Genomic DNA, 14,552 nt, shown 5'->3' on the forward strand with positions numbered 1-14,552 from the left:
ACGCCCGGGGCGTCGGGTCAAGCCGGGGTCATCCCGTGGGCCCACAGTCGCCAAGGCGACCGCTCGGCCGGCGCCGGCCGGGCGGCCACCGACAACGCGGCGGCGCTGAAGCGCACGCAGGACGGTTCGAGCGCCGCCACCAGTGCGCGGCGGTGCGAGTCGCTGCGGAAGCGCTCGCCGGGCTCCAGCACGATGTCGCGCCGGTCGTGGTCGAGCGTGATCCAGACCGCGCCGCGGGTGCATTCGATGTCGACTTCGTGGGCGTCGGGCAGCGTGAAGACGGCCATCTTCGGCAGGCTGAGGCTCAGGCGTTGGGTGCGGGGGTCCATGAAGAGCTCCTTTGCATTCGCGGTGGGAATGAATATAGTGAGCAGGGCCCACTGTGTCATACGGTCATTCGGAACTCGCTGCATGCTTCCTGAGAATGCGAAAAGCGCCGCATCGACGGCCGACCTGCCGCCGCTCGAACTGCTGCGCAGCTTCGAGGCCGCGGCCCGCTGCCTGAGCTTCACGCAGGCCGCGGCCGAGCTGTTCCTGACCCAGTCGGCGGTCAGTCGGCAGATCCAGCAACTCGAGGCCGCGCTCGGCGTGCTGCTGTTCGAGCGCCGCCATCGGGCGCTGGCGCTGACCGACGCCGGGGGCGTGCTGCAGCGCGCGGTGGTCGAGAGCCTGGAGCGGCTGCGCGATGCCACCGCCCGCGTTCGCAGCGTGCCGCTGCCACGGCATGTGGCGGTCACGACCACGCCGGGATTCGCCTCTTTCTGGCTGATCCCGCGGCTGGCGCGCTTCACGGCCGATCATCCCGAGGTCGACGTGCGGGTGTCGGCCACCCTCGACGTGCTCGACCTCGAGCGCAGCCGGGTCGACGTCGCGGTGCGCTTCGTTCCCATCGCGCGCGGCACCGGGCTGGCGCTGTTCGAGGAAACCGTCCTGCCGCTGTGCGCGCCGGAGATCGCGGCGCGGCTGCACGAACCGGCCGACCTGCTGGGCCAGACCCTGCTCACGATCGACGAGCCCGGCCACGCCAGCACGCCCACCGTCGACTGGGAGCCCTGGCTGCAGGTCATGGGCCTGAACGACCTGCGCATGAAGAACACGCTGCGCTTCACGCTCTACACCGACGCGGTCGCCGCGGCGGTGGCGGGCCAGGGCGTGGTGATCGGCCGGCTGCCGCTGGTGGGCGCGCTGGTGCGCAGCGGCCAGCTGGTGTCTCCCTTCGGCGAAGGTGCGGCCTCGCGCCGCGGCTATTTCGTCGACAGCGCGCGCCGTGCGTCGGCCAACCCGGACGCCCAGGATTTCGTGCGCTGGCTGCGGGCCGAGGCCGAGGCCGCCCAGGGGCCGCCCTGAGGGCCGTGGGACCTCGGGTCGCGACACGATTACAGTAGGTGCCATTCCGGGGCTTCCGAGCCCCCTCGCTTCGCTGACCAAGATTCCGATGACCCCGACGACAGAGACCGTTTCCGCACCCGAGGCCGCCGAGGCCCCCGCCGCATCCGCCGCGCCCGCCGCCCCCAGGGAAGGCCGCCGCGGACGGCGCAAGCCCCGGCCCGAGGCCAGGTCCGACGCCACGCCGAAGGCCGGCCCCGAGGCCAAGGGCGGCCAGCGTGCGCCGCGCAAGGCCAACGCGGTGCTGGAGCGCTTGTTCGAGCTCTATCCGAAGATGTTCGGGGCCCGCTTCCGACCGCTCAAGCTCGGCGTCTACCAGGAGCTGCTGGCCCTGCACCCCGACGACTTCAAGAAGGAAGACCTCAAGATCGCGCTCGGCCTGCATGCGCGCTCGACCCGCTACCTCGATGCGGTGGCCGCCGGCGAGCAGCGCCATGACCTGAACGGCGTGCCGGTCGAGCCCGTGGCCCCCGAGCACGTGCACCACGCCATCCTCGAAGTCTTCAAGCGCCGCCAGGCGCGCACCGCGGAAGACCTGCGGCCGAAGCTGCGCGTCCGTCTGGTCGAGGCCATCGAGGCCTCGGGCCTGTCGCGCGAGGACTACGTGCTGGCCGTGCGCACGCAGGACGAAGTCACCAACGCCGTGCTCGACGAGGCCTTCGTAGAGGTCGGTGCCCGCACCGCCAAGCGCGAGGCCTTGCTGCGTGCCTTCGAGGCCAGCGGCCGCACGGTGGCGGAGTTCGCCGAGATGTACGGCATGGACCCGGCCGAGGTCGGGCGGACCCTGGCGCGCGCCCGGCCGGCGCCTGGCGGCTGACGACGCCGGTCAGTCGGTCGAGTTTTACCGGGCAGGGTCGGCCGAGTGCGCCGGCGCGGCGTTGTGGAGGTGTCGCCCGTCAGCCACCACCGTTGCAGGAGTTGTCCATGAAAGCTCGCGTCCTCGCCTGGGCCCTGGCTTGCGCGGCCTTCGCCGCCTTGCCCGCGCAAGCGCAGCGCGCCTCGGAGGCCGACGCGCTCCATGTGCTGAATCGCCTCGGCTACGGCCCCGCGCCCGGCGACCTGGCGCATGTGCGGCAGGTCGGAATCGATCGCTACATCGACGAGCAGCTGCACCCCGAGCGCCTGCCGTTGCCGGCCGATCTCGCGCAGCAGCTCGCCGCCCTGCCGACGGCCGCGGCGTCGCAGCGGGAGCTGATCACGCAGTACCGCGAGGCGGCGCAGGCGGTCAAGGACGGCGGCGACGAGGCCAGGGCGGCACGCCGCGAGGCCCTCCGTCAGCTCGACATCGAATCGGGCCAGGCGCGTCTCTGGCGGGCCGCGCGCAGTCCGCGCCAGCTCGAGGAGCGGATGGTGGACTTCTGGTTCAACCACTTCAATGTCTTCGTCGGCAAGGGACTGGACCGGGTGCTGGTCGGCAACTACGAGCGCGAGGCGATCCGGCCCTACGCGATGGGCCGCTTCCGCGACCTGCTGGGAGCCACGGCCCATCACCCGGCGATGCTGTTCTACCTGGACAACTGGCAGTCCGTGGCCGCGGGCTCGCAGCCGCCAGGCGGCGCCGGCCCGGCCGCCAGGGCCAGCGGCCTGAACGAGAACTACGCCCGCGAGCTGATGGAGCTGCACACGCTGGGTGTCGATGGCGGCTACACCCAGCAGGACGTGACCGAGCTGGCCCGCGTGCTGACCGGATGGACCTTCGCGCCGCGCCTGACCACCGGCGCCTCGGTCTTCGTGTTCGATGCGCGGCGGCACGACCGCGGCGACAAGCTCTGGCTCGGACAGCGGATCGGCGACCAGGGCCAGGCCGAGGGCGAGCGGGCGCTGGACCTGCTGGCCATGCATCCGGCCACCGCGCGCCACGTCAGTTACCAGCTGGCGCAGTACTTCGTCGCCGACCAGCCGCCCGCGGCGCTGGTCGACCGCCTCGCCCAGCGCTACCTGGCGAGCGGCGGCGACATCCGCGCGCTGCTCGAGACCCTGTTCGCCAGCCCCGAGTTCCGCAGTCCCAGGGTGCACGGACAGAAGTTCAAGACGCCCTACGACTACGTGGTCTCGACCGTCCGCGCCACCGACTGGCCGTCGACCGACGTCCGGCCCCTGCTCGGCACGCTGCGCCAGCTCGGCATGCCGCTCTACGGCTGCCAGACGCCGGACGGCTACAAGAACACCCAGGACGCCTGGCTCAACCCGGACGCGATCACGCGCCGCATCACCTTTGCGACCGCCCTGGCCTCGGGCCGGCTGCCGGCCGCGCCCACGCCGCCCGTCGATGCGCAGGCGCTGCTGGCGACGCTGGGCGGCGGCATCTCGCCCAAGACCCGTGCCGCCCTGGCCGAGGCCACGCCCGAGCTGCAGGCGCCGATGGCGCTCGGCAGCCCGGATTTCATGCACCGCTGACTTGCCGGGAGCCGCCATGCTGCGCCGCGATCTGCTGAAACTCGCCGTCCAGCGCGGCGCCGTCCTGCTCCCGATCGGCCCCTCGGCGTGGGCCGCGGTGGGCGAGAGCCTTGCCGCCGCGCCGCCGCGGCTGGTGGTGATCTTCCTGCGCGGCGCCGTCGATGGCCTGAGCGTCGTCGTGCCCCATGCCGATGACGCCTATCACGCCGCCCGCCCGTCGATCGCCCTGGCGCGTCCGGGCGACGATGGCGGGGTCCTCGACCTCGATGGCCATTTCGGCCTGCATCCCGCGCTGGCGCCGCTGATGCCGCTGTGGCGGGCCGGCCAGCTCGGCTTCGTGCAGGCCTGCGGCTCACCCGATGCGACGCGCTCGCATTTCGATGCCCAGGACTACATGGAGTCCGGCACGCCGGGACGCAAGTCGACCGCCGACGGCTGGCTCAACCGGCTGCTCGGCGTGCTGCCGCCCGACCCGTCGGGCGCCGCGCCTGCCACCCGGGCCGTCAGCATGGGCCCGGTGCTGCCACGCATCTACGCGGGCCGCAACAGCGTCGCCAATGTCCCGCTGGGGGCCGCCGCCGGCAAGCCGACGCTGCTCGACCGGCCGCAGGTCGCCGAAGCCTTCGGCCGGCTCTATGGCGGCGACGACGCCTTGTCGCGCGCCTTCCAGGCGTCGCGCCAATCGCACCAGGAGGTGATGCGCTCGATGAATGCCGACAGCCTCGAGCGCGAGATGCAGGCCGCCAGCAACGGCGCCCCGTTGCCCAACGGCTTCCCCGACAACGCGGCCCGGCTGGCGACCCTGATGCGCAACGACCCGCGCGTGCAGCTGGCCTTCATGGACCTGGGCGGCTGGGACACCCACGCCAACCAGGGCGCCGCCAGCGGCCAGCTGGCCAACCGGCTCGGGCCGCTGGGGCAGGGCCTGTCGGCCTTCGCGACGCGGCTGGGGCCGGTGTGGGACGACACGGTGGTGGTGGTGATGTCCGAGTTCGGCCGGACGGTGCGCCAGAACGGCAACGGCGGCACCGACCACGGCCATGGCAACGTGATGTGGCTGCTCGGCGGGCGGGTGGCCGGCGGCCGCGTGCACGGACGCTGGCCGGGCCTGGACGATGGTGCGCTGCACGAGGGCCGCGACCTGGCGGTGACCACCGATTTCCGCCAGGTGCTGGCGGAAATCGGCGAGCGGCACCTGCTCCTGCAGGCCGCGCGGATGGCCGAGCTGTTTCCCGGCTTCGCCTTCAGGGCGCCGGGTGCGGCCCGGGGCCTGATGCGCGCCTGAGCTCAGGCCGTGCCGGCCTTCACCTTGAGGCGCCAGGCGTGCAGCAGCGGCTCGGTGTAGCCGCTCGGCTGCTCGATGCCCTTGAACACCAGGTCCTGCGCCGCCTTGTACGCGGCCGAGGTCGAGAAGTGGCCGGCCATGTTCTTGTAGAGCGGGTCGCCGGCGTTCTGCTGGTCGACCACCGCGGCCATGCGCTCGAAGGTGGCGTTGACTTGGGCCGAAGTGACCACGCCGTGCAGCAGCCAGTTGGCGATGTGCTGGCTGGAGATGCGCAAGGTGGCGCGGTCTTCCATCAGGCCGATGTCGTGGATGTCGGGCACCTTCGAGCAGCCCACGCCCTGGTCGATCCAGCGCACCACGTAGCCCAGGATGCCCTGCACGTTGTTGTCGAGCTCCTGCTGGCGCTCGGCGGCGGTCCAGTTCACCGACGGCGCCACCGGCACCTGCAGCAGGTTGTTCAGGATGTTGTCGCGCTCGGCATTGGCGTCGATCTTCTCGAGTTCCTTCTGCACCTCGGCCACGCTGACCTGGTGGTAGTGCAGCGCATGCAGCGTGGCGGCCGTCGGCGAGGGCACCCAGGCGGTGTTGGCGCCGGCCTTCGGGTGGGCGATCTTCTGCTCGAGCATCGCGTGCATCAGGTCGGGCATGGCCCACATGCCCTTGCCGATCTGGGCCTTGCCGCGCAAGCCGCACGAGAGGCCCACCAGCACGTTGTTCTTCTCGTAGGCCTGGATCCAGGGCGTGGACTTCATGTCGCCCTTGCGCAGCATCGGGCCGGCCTGCATCCCGGTGTGCATCTCGTCGCCGGTGCGGTCGAGGAAGCCGGTGTTGATGAAGGCCACGCGCGCGGCCGCTTCGGCGATGCAGGCCTTGAGGTTGATGCTGGTGCGGCGTTCCTCGTCCATGATGCCGAGCTTGACCGTGTTGGCCGGCAGGCCGAGCAGCTGCTCGACCGCGCCGAACAGCGCGCTCGCGAAGGCCACTTCGGCCGGGCCGTGCATCTTCGGCTTCACGATGTAGACGCTGCCGGTGCGCGAGTTGCCCTTGCGCTTCAGGTCAATGGTGGCGATGGTCGTGGTGATGACCGCGTCCATGATGCCTTCGGGGATCTCCTTGCCGCCGGCGTACAGGATCGCCGGGTTGGTCATCAGGTGGCCGACGTTGCGCACGAACATCAGCGAGCGGCCGTGCAGCTTCACCGGCTGGCCGTCGGCGCCGGTGTATTCGCGGTCCGGGTTCAGGCCGCGGGTGAAGGTCTTGCCGCCCTTGGCGACTTCCTCGGTCAGGTCGCCCTTGAGGATGCCGAGCCAGTTCGAGTAGGCCAGCACCTTGTCGGCCGCATCGACCACCGCCACCGAGTCCTCGAGGTCGAGGATGGTCGACAGCGCCGCTTCGAGCACCACGTCGCTGACGCCGGCCGCGTCGCTCTTGCCGATCGCGGTCGAGCGGTCGATCTGGATGTCGAGGTGGATGCCGTTGTGCTTGAGCAGCACCGACTTCGGCGCCGCCGCCTCGCCGGTGTAGCCGATGAACTGCGACGGGTCCTTGAGGCCGGTGCTGCTGCTCTGCAGCGCGATCACCAGCTTGCCGTGCTCGACCTTGTAGCCGGTCGCCATCTTGTGCGAGCCGTTGTCCAGTGGCGCGGCCTGGTCGAGCACGTGGCGCGCGAACTCGATCACCTTGGCGCCGCGCGCCGGGTTGTAGCCCTTGCCCTTCTCGGCGCCGCCGGTCTCGGGGATCGCGTCGGTGCCGTAGAGCGCGTCGTACAGCGAGCCCCAGCGCGCGTTGGCCGCGTTCAGCGCATAGCGCGCATTGAGGATCGGCACCACCAGCTGCGGGCCGGCCTGGAGGGCCAGTTCGGCGTCGACGTTGGCGGTGGTGGTCTGCACGTCCTTGGGCTGCGGCAGCAGGTAGCCGATCGATTCGAGGAAGGCGCGGTAGGCCGGCATGTCCGCGATCGGGCCCGGGTGCGCCTTGTGCCAGGCATCCATCTCGGCCTGCAGCCGGTCGCGTTCGGCCAGCAGGGCCAGGTTCTTGGGCGCGAACTCGCTCACGATGGCATCGAAGCCTTTCCAGAAGACCTCGCTGGCGACACCGGTCGCGGGCAGCACCTGCTGCTCGATGAACTGGTGCAGTTCGGTGGCGACCTGGAGGCCGTGGACGGTGGTGCGGGCGGTCATGGTTCTGTACTCCTTGAATAGATGCTTGCCAGCACTTTATTCGATACAAGTCTGGCGAGTAATAGCCGAAAACGGGTTTTATCCGTGACGAAAATGAAGGTAATCAATGACGGGGTCCGTGCAGCCCAAGCGTACGCGTCCCGCCGCGGGAAATCCGCGCTGCAAGCTTCAGACCTGACAGCCGAGCCGGCATACAGTGCATGCGGGCGCGGCTTGACAGGAAGCGGAATTGCCCGTCTAATTCTGTTGTATAGAATACAGTTCTATTAGATAGAACTACCAAACCACCACCCCGAAGGAGACGACCCCCGATGTCCGCCCCCGACGTGCTCATCAGCGAGGTCGGCCCTCGCGACGGCCTGCAATCGGTCAAGGCCACCATGCCGACTGCCCACAAGCTGCGCTGGATAGACGCCCTCCACGCCGCCGGCCTGCGGGAGATCGAGGTGGCCTCGTTCGTGCCGGCCCGACTGTTGCCGCAGATGGCCGACGCCGCCGAGGTGGTCAGGCATGCGATCACCTTGCCCGGCCTCACCGTGATGGCGCTGGTGCCGAATCGCCGCGGCGCCGAAGCCGCGCTCGCTGCCGGCGTCCACAAGCTCACCATGCCGGTGTCGGCCAGCGCCGCCCATTCGCTCGCCAACGTGCGCAAGACGCGCGAAGAGATGGTCGAGGAAGTCCGGGCCATCGCGGCGCTGCGGCGCGAGATGGCGCCGCAGGTCCGGCTCGAGGCCGGCATCTCGACCGCCTTCGGCTGCACCTTGCAGGGCGAGGTGCCCGAGGATGAGGTGATCCGGCTTGCGGTGCAATGCGTCGCCGCGGGCGCCGACGAATCGGGCCTGTCGGACACCGTCGGCTATGCCAATCCGGCGCAGGTGCGCCGCCTGTTCAGGCGCTTGCGCGCGGAACTCGGCGACCGGGCGGGCGCGGCCCACATGCACAACACGCGCGGACTCGGCCTGGCCAACTGCCTGGCCGCCTACGAAGAGGGCGTGCGCACCTTCGATGCATCGCTCGGCGGCCTGGGCGGCTGTCCCTATGCGCCGGGCGCGTCGGGCAACGTGGTCACCGAAGACCTGGTCTTCATGTTCGAGGCCATGGGCGTCCGCACCGGCGTCGATCTCGCCAAACTCATCGCGGCCCGCGCGCCGCTCGCAGCCGGCCTGCCGGGCGAACCGGTCTACGGCATGACGCCCGAGGCCGGTCTGCCCAAGGGCTTCACGCAAGGAAAGTCCCATGTCTGAGTCCAAGCCCCCTCTGCCGTACGCCGGCATCCGCGTCGTGGAGTTCACCCACATGGTGATGGGCCCCACCTGCGGCCTGCTGCTGGGCGACCTCGGGGCCGAGGTCATCAAGGTCGAGCCGATCGACGGCGACAACACCCGCCGCCTGCTCGGCTCGGGCGCGGGCTTCTTCCCGACCTTCAACCGCAACAAGAAGAGCATCGCGCTCGACCTCAAGAAGCCCGAGGGCGTGGAGGCCGCGCTGCGCCTGATCGCCACCGCCGACATCGTGAGCGAGAACTTCAAGCCCGGCACGATGAAGAAGCTCGGCCTCGACTACGACAGCTTGAAGAAGCTGAACCCGCGGCTGATCTACGTCAGCCACAAGGGCTTCCTGCCCGGCCCCTACGACCACCGCACGGCGCTCGACGAAGTGGTGCAGATGATGGGCGGCCTGGCCTACATGACCGGCCGCGCCGGCGACCCGCTGCGCGCCGGCACCAGCGTCAACGACATCATGGGCGGCATGTTCGGCGCCATCGGCGCGATGGCCGCGCTGCGCCAGCGCGACCAGACCGGCCAGGGCTGCGAGGTGCAGTCGGCGCTGTTCGAGAACAACGTCTTCCTGGTCGCGCAGCACATGATGCAGTTCGCAGCCACCGGCCGCGCCGCCGACCCGATGCCCAGCCGCATCTCGGCCTGGGGCGTGTACGACGTCTTCACCGTCAAGGACGGCGAACAGATCTTCCTGGCGGCGGTCAGCGACAAGCAGTGGGGCATCTTCTGCAAGGCCTTCGGGCTCGAGGAGCTGCTGGCGGATCCGCGCTTGGTGACCAACAACGACCGCGTGCTGGCGCGCGACTGGATGATGCCGATGCTGCGTTCGCACCTGGCCGGCCGCAGCGCGGCCGAGCTCAGCGCCGTGTTCGAGCAGAACGAACTGCCCTTCGCGCCCATCACCCGGCCGCAGGCGCTGTTCGACGATCCGCACCTCAATGCCACCGGCGGACTGGCGCCGATCCGCATGAACGACGGCAGCCAGTCGAAGGTGCCGCTGATGCCGTTCACGCTCGGCGGCGAACGCCCGGGCGTACGGCTGCAGCCGCCGCTGCTCGGCGAGCACACGGACGAGCTGCTCGGCGAAGTCGGCTACAGCGAGGCGCAGATCGCGCAGCTCAAGGCCAGCAACGCGGTCGCCGGCGGCTGAGGCCGCATCAGCCGGCTTCGGGCTGCCAGCCGCCGCCCAGCGCCCGGTACAGCCCGACCTGCGCCGCCAGCTGGTCGGCCCGCAGCTGCAGCTCGGCCTGCTGGGCGCTGAACAGGTTGCGCTGGGCGTCAAGCTCGTCGAGATAGGACGCGTAGCCTTCGCGATAGCGGTTGGTCGCCACCCGCACCGCCTCCTGCAGCGCCACCCGCTGCGCCTCGGCCTGCTGCCCCTGGCGGCCGAGGTCGCCGACGGCGGCGAGCTGGTCCTCGACCTCCGCGAAGGCGGTGAGCACCACCTTCTCGTAGCCGGCGAGCGCCAGGTCGCGGCGGGCGTCCGAGGCCCGCACCTGGGCCTGCAGCCGGCCGCCGTCGAAGATCGGCGCCAGCACGCTGCCGCCCAGGCTCCAGAGCTTGAACGGGTCGCCGGTGAGCGCGGTCGAGCTGATGCTGCCGAGCGTCGCGCCCAGGTGCAGCGAAGGCAGCAGTTGCGCCCGCGCGGCGGCCAGCTGGGCATCGGTGGCGGCGAGCTGGGCCTCGGCGCTCGCCAGGTCGGGCCGGCGGCGCAGCAGCTCCGAGGGCAGCCCGGTACCGGGCAGCTCGGGCATCCTGAGTTCGACCAGCGGCAGGCCGCGCGGCACCGGTGCCGGGGCGGCGCCGGTCAGCAGGTTCAGCACGTGCTCCTGGCGCACGATCGCCAGTTCGAGCTGCGGGATCGCCTGCGCCGTCGCGCGGTATTCGGCTTCGCTCTGCGCGGTTTCGAGCTCCGAGCTGTAGCCGCGCTGCTGGCGCGAACGGGCCAGCTCGAGCGCCGATTGCCGCGCCGCGAGCGTCTGCCTGGCGACCTCGAGGCGGGCGTCCAGCGCGCGCAGGTTGATGTAGCTGGCGGCCGTGGTGGCGGCGACGCTCAGCGCCGCGCTGTCGCGCGTGTCCTCGCTGGACAGCACCAGCGCATCGGCCGCTTGGCCGAGCGAAGCCACGCGGCCCCACAGGTCGACCTCGTAGGCGGCCTGGAACTGGGGCTGCAGCACGTTCGACACATAGGGCTTGCCGCTCGCCGCGCTGATGCTGCGGCTGCGCTGGCCGCCGAGGCCGAAGTCCAGCGTTGGCCAGGCGGCCGCGTGCTGGACGTCGGCCAGCGCGCGCGCCTCGGCCACCCGCGCCGCCGCCGCGCGCAGGTCGGTGTTGTGCGCCAGCGCCTGCCGCACCAGCCCGTCGAGCACCGGATCGCCGAAGGCGCTCCACCAGCCGGACTGCACCGGCGCGCCGTGCTGTGCGGCGGCGGCCGCGGCCTGCCAGGCACTGGGCACCGTGGCGGCGAGCGTCGGGGCGGTCGGCACGCTGCTGCAGGCAGACAGCCACAAGGCCGCGCCGAGCGCGGCCGCCAGCGCGCCGGCGCCTCGGCGCAGGTCCGCCGCTTTCATGACGGGTCTCCTTCGGTCGGCACGGCGGCCCCGGCGTCGCGGCGCGAGCGCGTGTCGACGCTGACCACCACCGACATCCCCGGGCGCAGCCGCTGGGCCAGCGGCTGTCCTGGATCGACCGCGATGCGCACCGACAGGCGCTGCGGAATCTTGGTGAAGTTGCCGGTCGCGTTGTCCTGCTTGATGACGCTGAACTCCGAACCGGTCGCCGGCGACAGGCGCTCGACCCGGCCTTCGAGCTCGGCATCGGCCAGCGCATCGACGTGGAAGTGCGCCCGCTGCCCCGGCGCCATCAGGGCGGTCTGGGCCTCCTTGAAGTTGGCCACCACCCAGACCTGCTGCGGCACCACGGCCATCAGCTGGGTGCCGGGCGTGACGTACTGGCCGAGCTTGACGCCGACCTCGCCCAGGTGGCCGTCGCGCGGGGCCCGGATCTCGGTGTTTTCGAGATCGATCTCGGCCAGCCGCACCGCGGCGCGGGCCGACTCGACCGCGGCCTCGACCGCGTCGCGGTTGACCACCACGGTGTGCAGGTCCTGTGTCGCCACGGCCTGGCCGGCACGCGCCTGGCTGGCGGCGGCCTCGGCCTGCTTCAACGTGGCTTCGGCCTGGTGCAGCGCGGCCTCGGTCTGGTCGCGCTCGCGCTGCGAGAGCGAGCCGTCCTTCGCCAGCGGCGTGGCCCGGCGCATGTCGGCCTGGGCCCGTGCCAGCTGGGCGCGGGCGTTGCCGAGCTGGGCGTCGGCGCTGGCGATCTGGGCCTGCGTGCTGCCGATGGCGGCTTCGCGCGAACGCCGCGCCTGCGCCGTGTTGGCGAGGTTGGCCTCCTGCACTGCGAGGCCGCTGCGCGCCTGGTCCAGCTTCTGGCGATAGATGCGGTCGTCCAGCCGGACCAGCGGCTGGCCGGCCTTCACGGCCATGTAGTCCTGCACCATCACTTCGGCGACGTAGCCGTCGACTTTGGGCGCGACGATCGTCACCATGCCCCGGACGAAGGCGTTCTCGGTGCTTTCGGTGCCGTCGCGGAAGGGGGGCAGGCGCCAGGCGTGCAGCACCATCGCGAGGCAGGCGAGCGTGGCCGCCAGGACGATCCAGGTGCCGCGCGAGCGAAGGGCTTTGGGAAGGGAAGACATGATGAATCCGGCGATCGGGAAGAAATCAGGAAGAAGTGGCAACGAGGGCGCTGGGCGCGGCGCGGCGCGCGCGGTGCCAGCGGTGCGTGTGGGTGCCCGCGAAGACCAGGAAGCCCAGGGTCGAGACTGCGGCGATCAGGTGGAAGAGGTCGTCGTAGGCCAGCACCCATGACTGCTGCGTCACCTGCTGGCCCAGCAGGGCGAGGGCCTGCGCGGCGCGCGCCGTGCCGTCGTTGAGGCTGGCGGCATAGGCGCTGCCGAGCTGCGCCAGGCGCTGCACCACCAGCGGGTCGGCCAGCTGCAGGCCGTCGACCAGGTGCGCGTAGTGCAGCCGCTGGCGCTCGGCCAGCAAGGTCGTGAGCCAGGCCTGGCCGATCAGGCTGGCCAGCGCCTGGCCGCCGCTGAAGACCGCGATGAAGCTGATCAGGTTCTTGAGGCCGCCGGCGATCACGTGCAGGAAGCCCTCGAGCATGGCGGAGGCCAGGAACATCGCGCTGGCGGCCGCCAGCAGCGTCTGCGACAGAACCAGCTCGTGCGGGCGGGTCAGCACGGTCGACTGCCCGTCCATCCAGGCCGCGGCCATGATCAGCACCAGCGCGAGGGTGCCGACGCGGCCGAACTTGCGCGACGGCAGCACCGGCAGCACGGCCAGGAAGCCGGCGACGGTGCCGGCCGTGACGAACACGAACAGCAGGTGCATCTGGTCGTTGGTGAAGCCGAGCTGGTTCATGAGCCCGACCGCGCCCACCGTCTGCTCCGACAGCACGATGCGAAACAGCAGCGTCGCGCCGATGAAGCGCAGCATGAAGGGGCTGGCCAGCCAGCGCAGGTCGATCAGCGGTTTGTCGCGCTGCAGCTCGACCAGGACGTAGAGGCCGAGCAGCACGATGGCGGCCGCCAGGCAGAGGCCGATCCACGGCGTGTCGGTCCACCAGTGCAGCCGGCCCTGGGTCAGGACCACGCTGATCAACGCCAGCGCGCTCGCGTAGAGCGTGAAGGCCAGGCCGTCGCCGCGCGCGAACATCTGCTGCGTCGGCATCGGGCGCAACCGCACCACGTTGATCGCGGCGACCGAGACCAGCGCCAGCCCGGCATCGACGAAGTGCAGGCCGTGCCACTGGCCGTTCTGGAGCAGGTCGCCCGAGATGATGCGCGACAGCGGCATGCCGATCTGCAGCGCGGCGAAGCCCAGCATGAAGCCGGTCAGCGCCCGCGCCGGTGGAAAGGCCTGCGCCATGTAGAGCACCGTGAGGCTGCTGATCGGCGCCGCCGCCACGCCCAGCGCCGCGCGCACGAAGACCGCCGAGGCCAGGTGCTGGGTGAACAGGTGGGCCAGCGAGAGCAGGAGGAAGACGCCGATCGCAAAGTCGGCGAACCAGCGCAGGCCGTACTGGTAGCGCACCTTGGTCAGCAGCAGCGAGGCCGAGATGTTGGTCGCGAAATAGGCCGTGGTGAGCCAGCTGGCCTCGGCCGCCGTGGCGCCGAGCGAGCCCTGGATGCCGGTCAGGTTCGAATTGACCAGGTTCACGCCCAGGCCCTGGGTCAGGCCCAGCAGCAGCGAGATCGAGGCGAACACCAGGCCCTGGCGCAGGTCGTAGGGCTCCGCCGGCGGTGCCGGGGCGGCGGGCACGGCAGCGGCGTCGCTCACGGCCGCGGCTCCCGGGGCTTCCCTCCGGCCAGCGGCAGCACGGCGCCGTCGACGAAGCGGGCGATCGAGGCCCGCGAGACCTTCTGGTTGCGCGTGTTGTAGCGGTAGAGGATCATCGCCGGCACCAGGTCGAGCAGCAGGTCCATGTCGGCCGGCGGCGCGATCTCGCCGCGCGCCACGGCGCGCTCGAACAGCGCCCGCACCTTGGCGCGGCGCGCGGTCAGTCGCTCGGGCGCCACCTTCTCGGTCCAGGCCAGGTGCTGGCGCACATTGCCCAGCATCTCCTGCATGGCGGCCTGCATCACGTGGTTGCCGATGCCGTAGTAGTGCTCGTAGAGCTTGACCAGGTCGCCGCGCAGGCTGCCGGTGTCGACCTCGACGTCGATCGGCGAGTGCAGGGTCAGCGCATCGGCCAGCAACTCGTCCTTGGATTTCCAGCGCCGGTAGATCGAGGCCTTGCCGGCGCCCGCGCGCTGGGCCACCGCGTCCATCGTGACCGCGGCGATGCCGCCTTCACCGAGCAGCTCCATCGCCGCGCGCAGGACGTTGGCGTCGAGGGCGGCGTCGCGCGGGCGGCCGACGGTCGGCGTGGCGGGTGGGGCGGCGGTGGGCGACATGGTATTTGTGGAACTATGTAGTTTCGAAACGATAGTGTATCGAAAATAAGAAAGTCCCG

12 protein-coding genes are annotated in these 14,552 nt (G+C 71.0%); 6 read left to right on the top strand and 6 right to left on the bottom strand.

The annotated features are described in order from the left end of the window. Positions 1–17: 17 nt before the first annotated feature. Complete coding sequence (locus QTI68_RS04635; RefSeq protein WP_286519929.1) at positions 18–329, bottom strand: DUF2917 domain-containing protein; 312 nt, start codon at positions 327–329, stop codon at positions 18–20. Positions 330–411: 82 nt separating this feature from the next. Between QTI68_RS04635 and QTI68_RS04640 the strand changes: the two genes are divergently transcribed. From QTI68_RS04640 to QTI68_RS04655, 4 genes are all read left to right on the top strand, one after another. Beyond that, positions 412–1,347 carry a LysR substrate-binding domain-containing protein gene (locus QTI68_RS04640; protein ID WP_286519930.1) on the top strand — a complete coding sequence of 312 codons (936 nt, stop codon included), beginning with the start codon at positions 412–414 and terminating at the stop codon, positions 1,345–1,347. 88 nt (positions 1,348–1,435) lie between these two features. Beyond that, a complete protein-coding gene (locus tag QTI68_RS04645) occupies positions 1,436–2,203 on the top strand; it encodes a ProQ/FINO family protein (protein WP_286519931.1) in 768 nt (255 codons plus the stop codon). Positions 2,204–2,310: 107 nt separating this feature from the next. Further along, positions 2,311–3,783 (top strand): DUF1800 domain-containing protein, encoded by a 1,473-nt coding sequence (locus tag QTI68_RS04650; RefSeq protein WP_286519932.1) that lies wholly within the window; start codon positions 2,311–2,313, stop codon positions 3,781–3,783. A gap of 16 nt (positions 3,784–3,799) precedes the next feature. Beyond that, positions 3,800–5,068: a DUF1501 domain-containing protein gene (locus QTI68_RS04655; RefSeq protein ID WP_286519933.1), complete on the top strand. Its 1,269-nt coding sequence runs from the start codon at positions 3,800–3,802 to the stop codon at positions 5,066–5,068. 2 nt (positions 5,069–5,070) lie between these two features. On the opposite strand, the gene QTI68_RS04660 is transcribed toward QTI68_RS04655, so the two are convergent. Next, positions 5,071–7,248: a malate synthase G gene (locus QTI68_RS04660; RefSeq protein WP_286519934.1), complete on the bottom strand. Its 2,178-nt coding sequence runs from the start codon at positions 7,246–7,248 to the stop codon at positions 5,071–5,073. A 311-nt stretch (positions 7,249–7,559) separates the two neighbouring features. Between QTI68_RS04660 and QTI68_RS04665 the strand changes: the two genes are divergently transcribed. After that, positions 7,560–8,492, top strand: coding sequence for a hydroxymethylglutaryl-CoA lyase (locus QTI68_RS04665; RefSeq protein WP_286519935.1), 933 nt, complete (start codon positions 7,560–7,562; stop codon positions 8,490–8,492). After that, positions 8,485–9,678 carry a CaiB/BaiF CoA transferase family protein gene (locus QTI68_RS04670; protein WP_286519936.1) on the top strand — a complete coding sequence of 398 codons (1,194 nt, stop codon included), beginning with the start codon at positions 8,485–8,487 and terminating at the stop codon, positions 9,676–9,678. Before QTI68_RS04665 ends, QTI68_RS04670 begins: the two co-directional genes overlap by 8 nt. A gap of 7 nt (positions 9,679–9,685) precedes the next feature. Here QTI68_RS04670 and QTI68_RS04675 read toward each other — a convergent pair whose 3' ends face one another. From QTI68_RS04675 to QTI68_RS04690, 4 genes are read right to left on the bottom strand one after another with little or no spacing between them, the layout of a single operon-like run. Beyond that, the gene (locus QTI68_RS04675; protein WP_286519938.1) at positions 9,686–11,098 is read right to left on the bottom strand and encodes an efflux transporter outer membrane subunit; all 1,413 of its coding nucleotides are present in this window, start codon (positions 11,096–11,098) and stop codon (positions 9,686–9,688) included. Further along, positions 11,095–12,228 carry an HlyD family secretion protein gene (locus QTI68_RS04680; RefSeq protein ID WP_286519940.1) on the bottom strand — a complete coding sequence of 378 codons (1,134 nt, stop codon included), beginning with the start codon at positions 12,226–12,228 and terminating at the stop codon, positions 11,095–11,097. Before QTI68_RS04680 ends, QTI68_RS04675 begins: the two co-directional genes overlap by 4 nt. Positions 12,229–12,253: 25 nt before the next feature. After that, a complete protein-coding gene (locus QTI68_RS04685; RefSeq protein WP_286519942.1) occupies positions 12,254–13,876 on the bottom strand; it encodes an MFS transporter in 1,623 nt (540 codons plus the stop codon). Then, positions 13,873–14,493, bottom strand: coding sequence for a TetR/AcrR family transcriptional regulator (locus QTI68_RS04690; protein ID WP_286519943.1), 621 nt, complete (start codon positions 14,491–14,493; stop codon positions 13,873–13,875). The genes QTI68_RS04685 and QTI68_RS04690 overlap by 4 nt, the downstream gene beginning before the upstream one ends. Positions 14,494–14,552 lie beyond the last annotated feature (59 nt).

Source organism: Variovorax sp. J31P207, assembly GCF_030316965.1.
Taxonomy (GTDB): Bacteria; Pseudomonadota; Gammaproteobacteria; order Burkholderiales; family Burkholderiaceae_C; genus Variovorax; species Variovorax ginsengisoli_B.

Bases quoted from the DNA above. Each gene is read 5' to 3' on its own strand.
- QTI68_RS04690 (WP_286519943.1), bottom strand. From the start codon at position 14,493: ATGTCGCCCACCGCCGCCCCACCCGCCACGCCGACCGTCGGCCGCCCG.
- QTI68_RS04635 (WP_286519929.1), bottom strand. From the start codon at position 329: ATGGACCCCCGCACCCAACGCCTGAGCCTCAGCCTGCCGAAGATGGCC.
- QTI68_RS04670 (WP_286519936.1), top strand. From the start codon at position 8,485: ATGTCTGAGTCCAAGCCCCCTCTGCCGTACGCCGGCATCCGCGTCGTG.
- QTI68_RS04650 (WP_286519932.1), top strand. From the start codon at position 2,311: ATGAAAGCTCGCGTCCTCGCCTGGGCCCTGGCTTGCGCGGCCTTCGCC.
- QTI68_RS04645 (WP_286519931.1), top strand. From the start codon at position 1,436: ATGACCCCGACGACAGAGACCGTTTCCGCACCCGAGGCCGCCGAGGCC.
- QTI68_RS04655 (WP_286519933.1), top strand. From the start codon at position 3,800: ATGCTGCGCCGCGATCTGCTGAAACTCGCCGTCCAGCGCGGCGCCGTC.
- QTI68_RS04660 (WP_286519934.1), bottom strand. From the start codon at position 7,248: ATGACCGCCCGCACCACCGTCCACGGCCTCCAGGTCGCCACCGAACTG.
- QTI68_RS04680 (WP_286519940.1), bottom strand. From the start codon at position 12,228: ATGTCTTCCCTTCCCAAAGCCCTTCGCTCGCGCGGCACCTGGATCGTC.
- QTI68_RS04675 (WP_286519938.1), bottom strand. From the start codon at position 11,098: ATGAAAGCGGCGGACCTGCGCCGAGGCGCCGGCGCGCTGGCGGCCGCG.
- QTI68_RS04665 (WP_286519935.1), top strand. From the start codon at position 7,560: ATGTCCGCCCCCGACGTGCTCATCAGCGAGGTCGGCCCTCGCGACGGC.
- QTI68_RS04640 (WP_286519930.1), top strand. From the start codon at position 412: ATGCTTCCTGAGAATGCGAAAAGCGCCGCATCGACGGCCGACCTGCCG.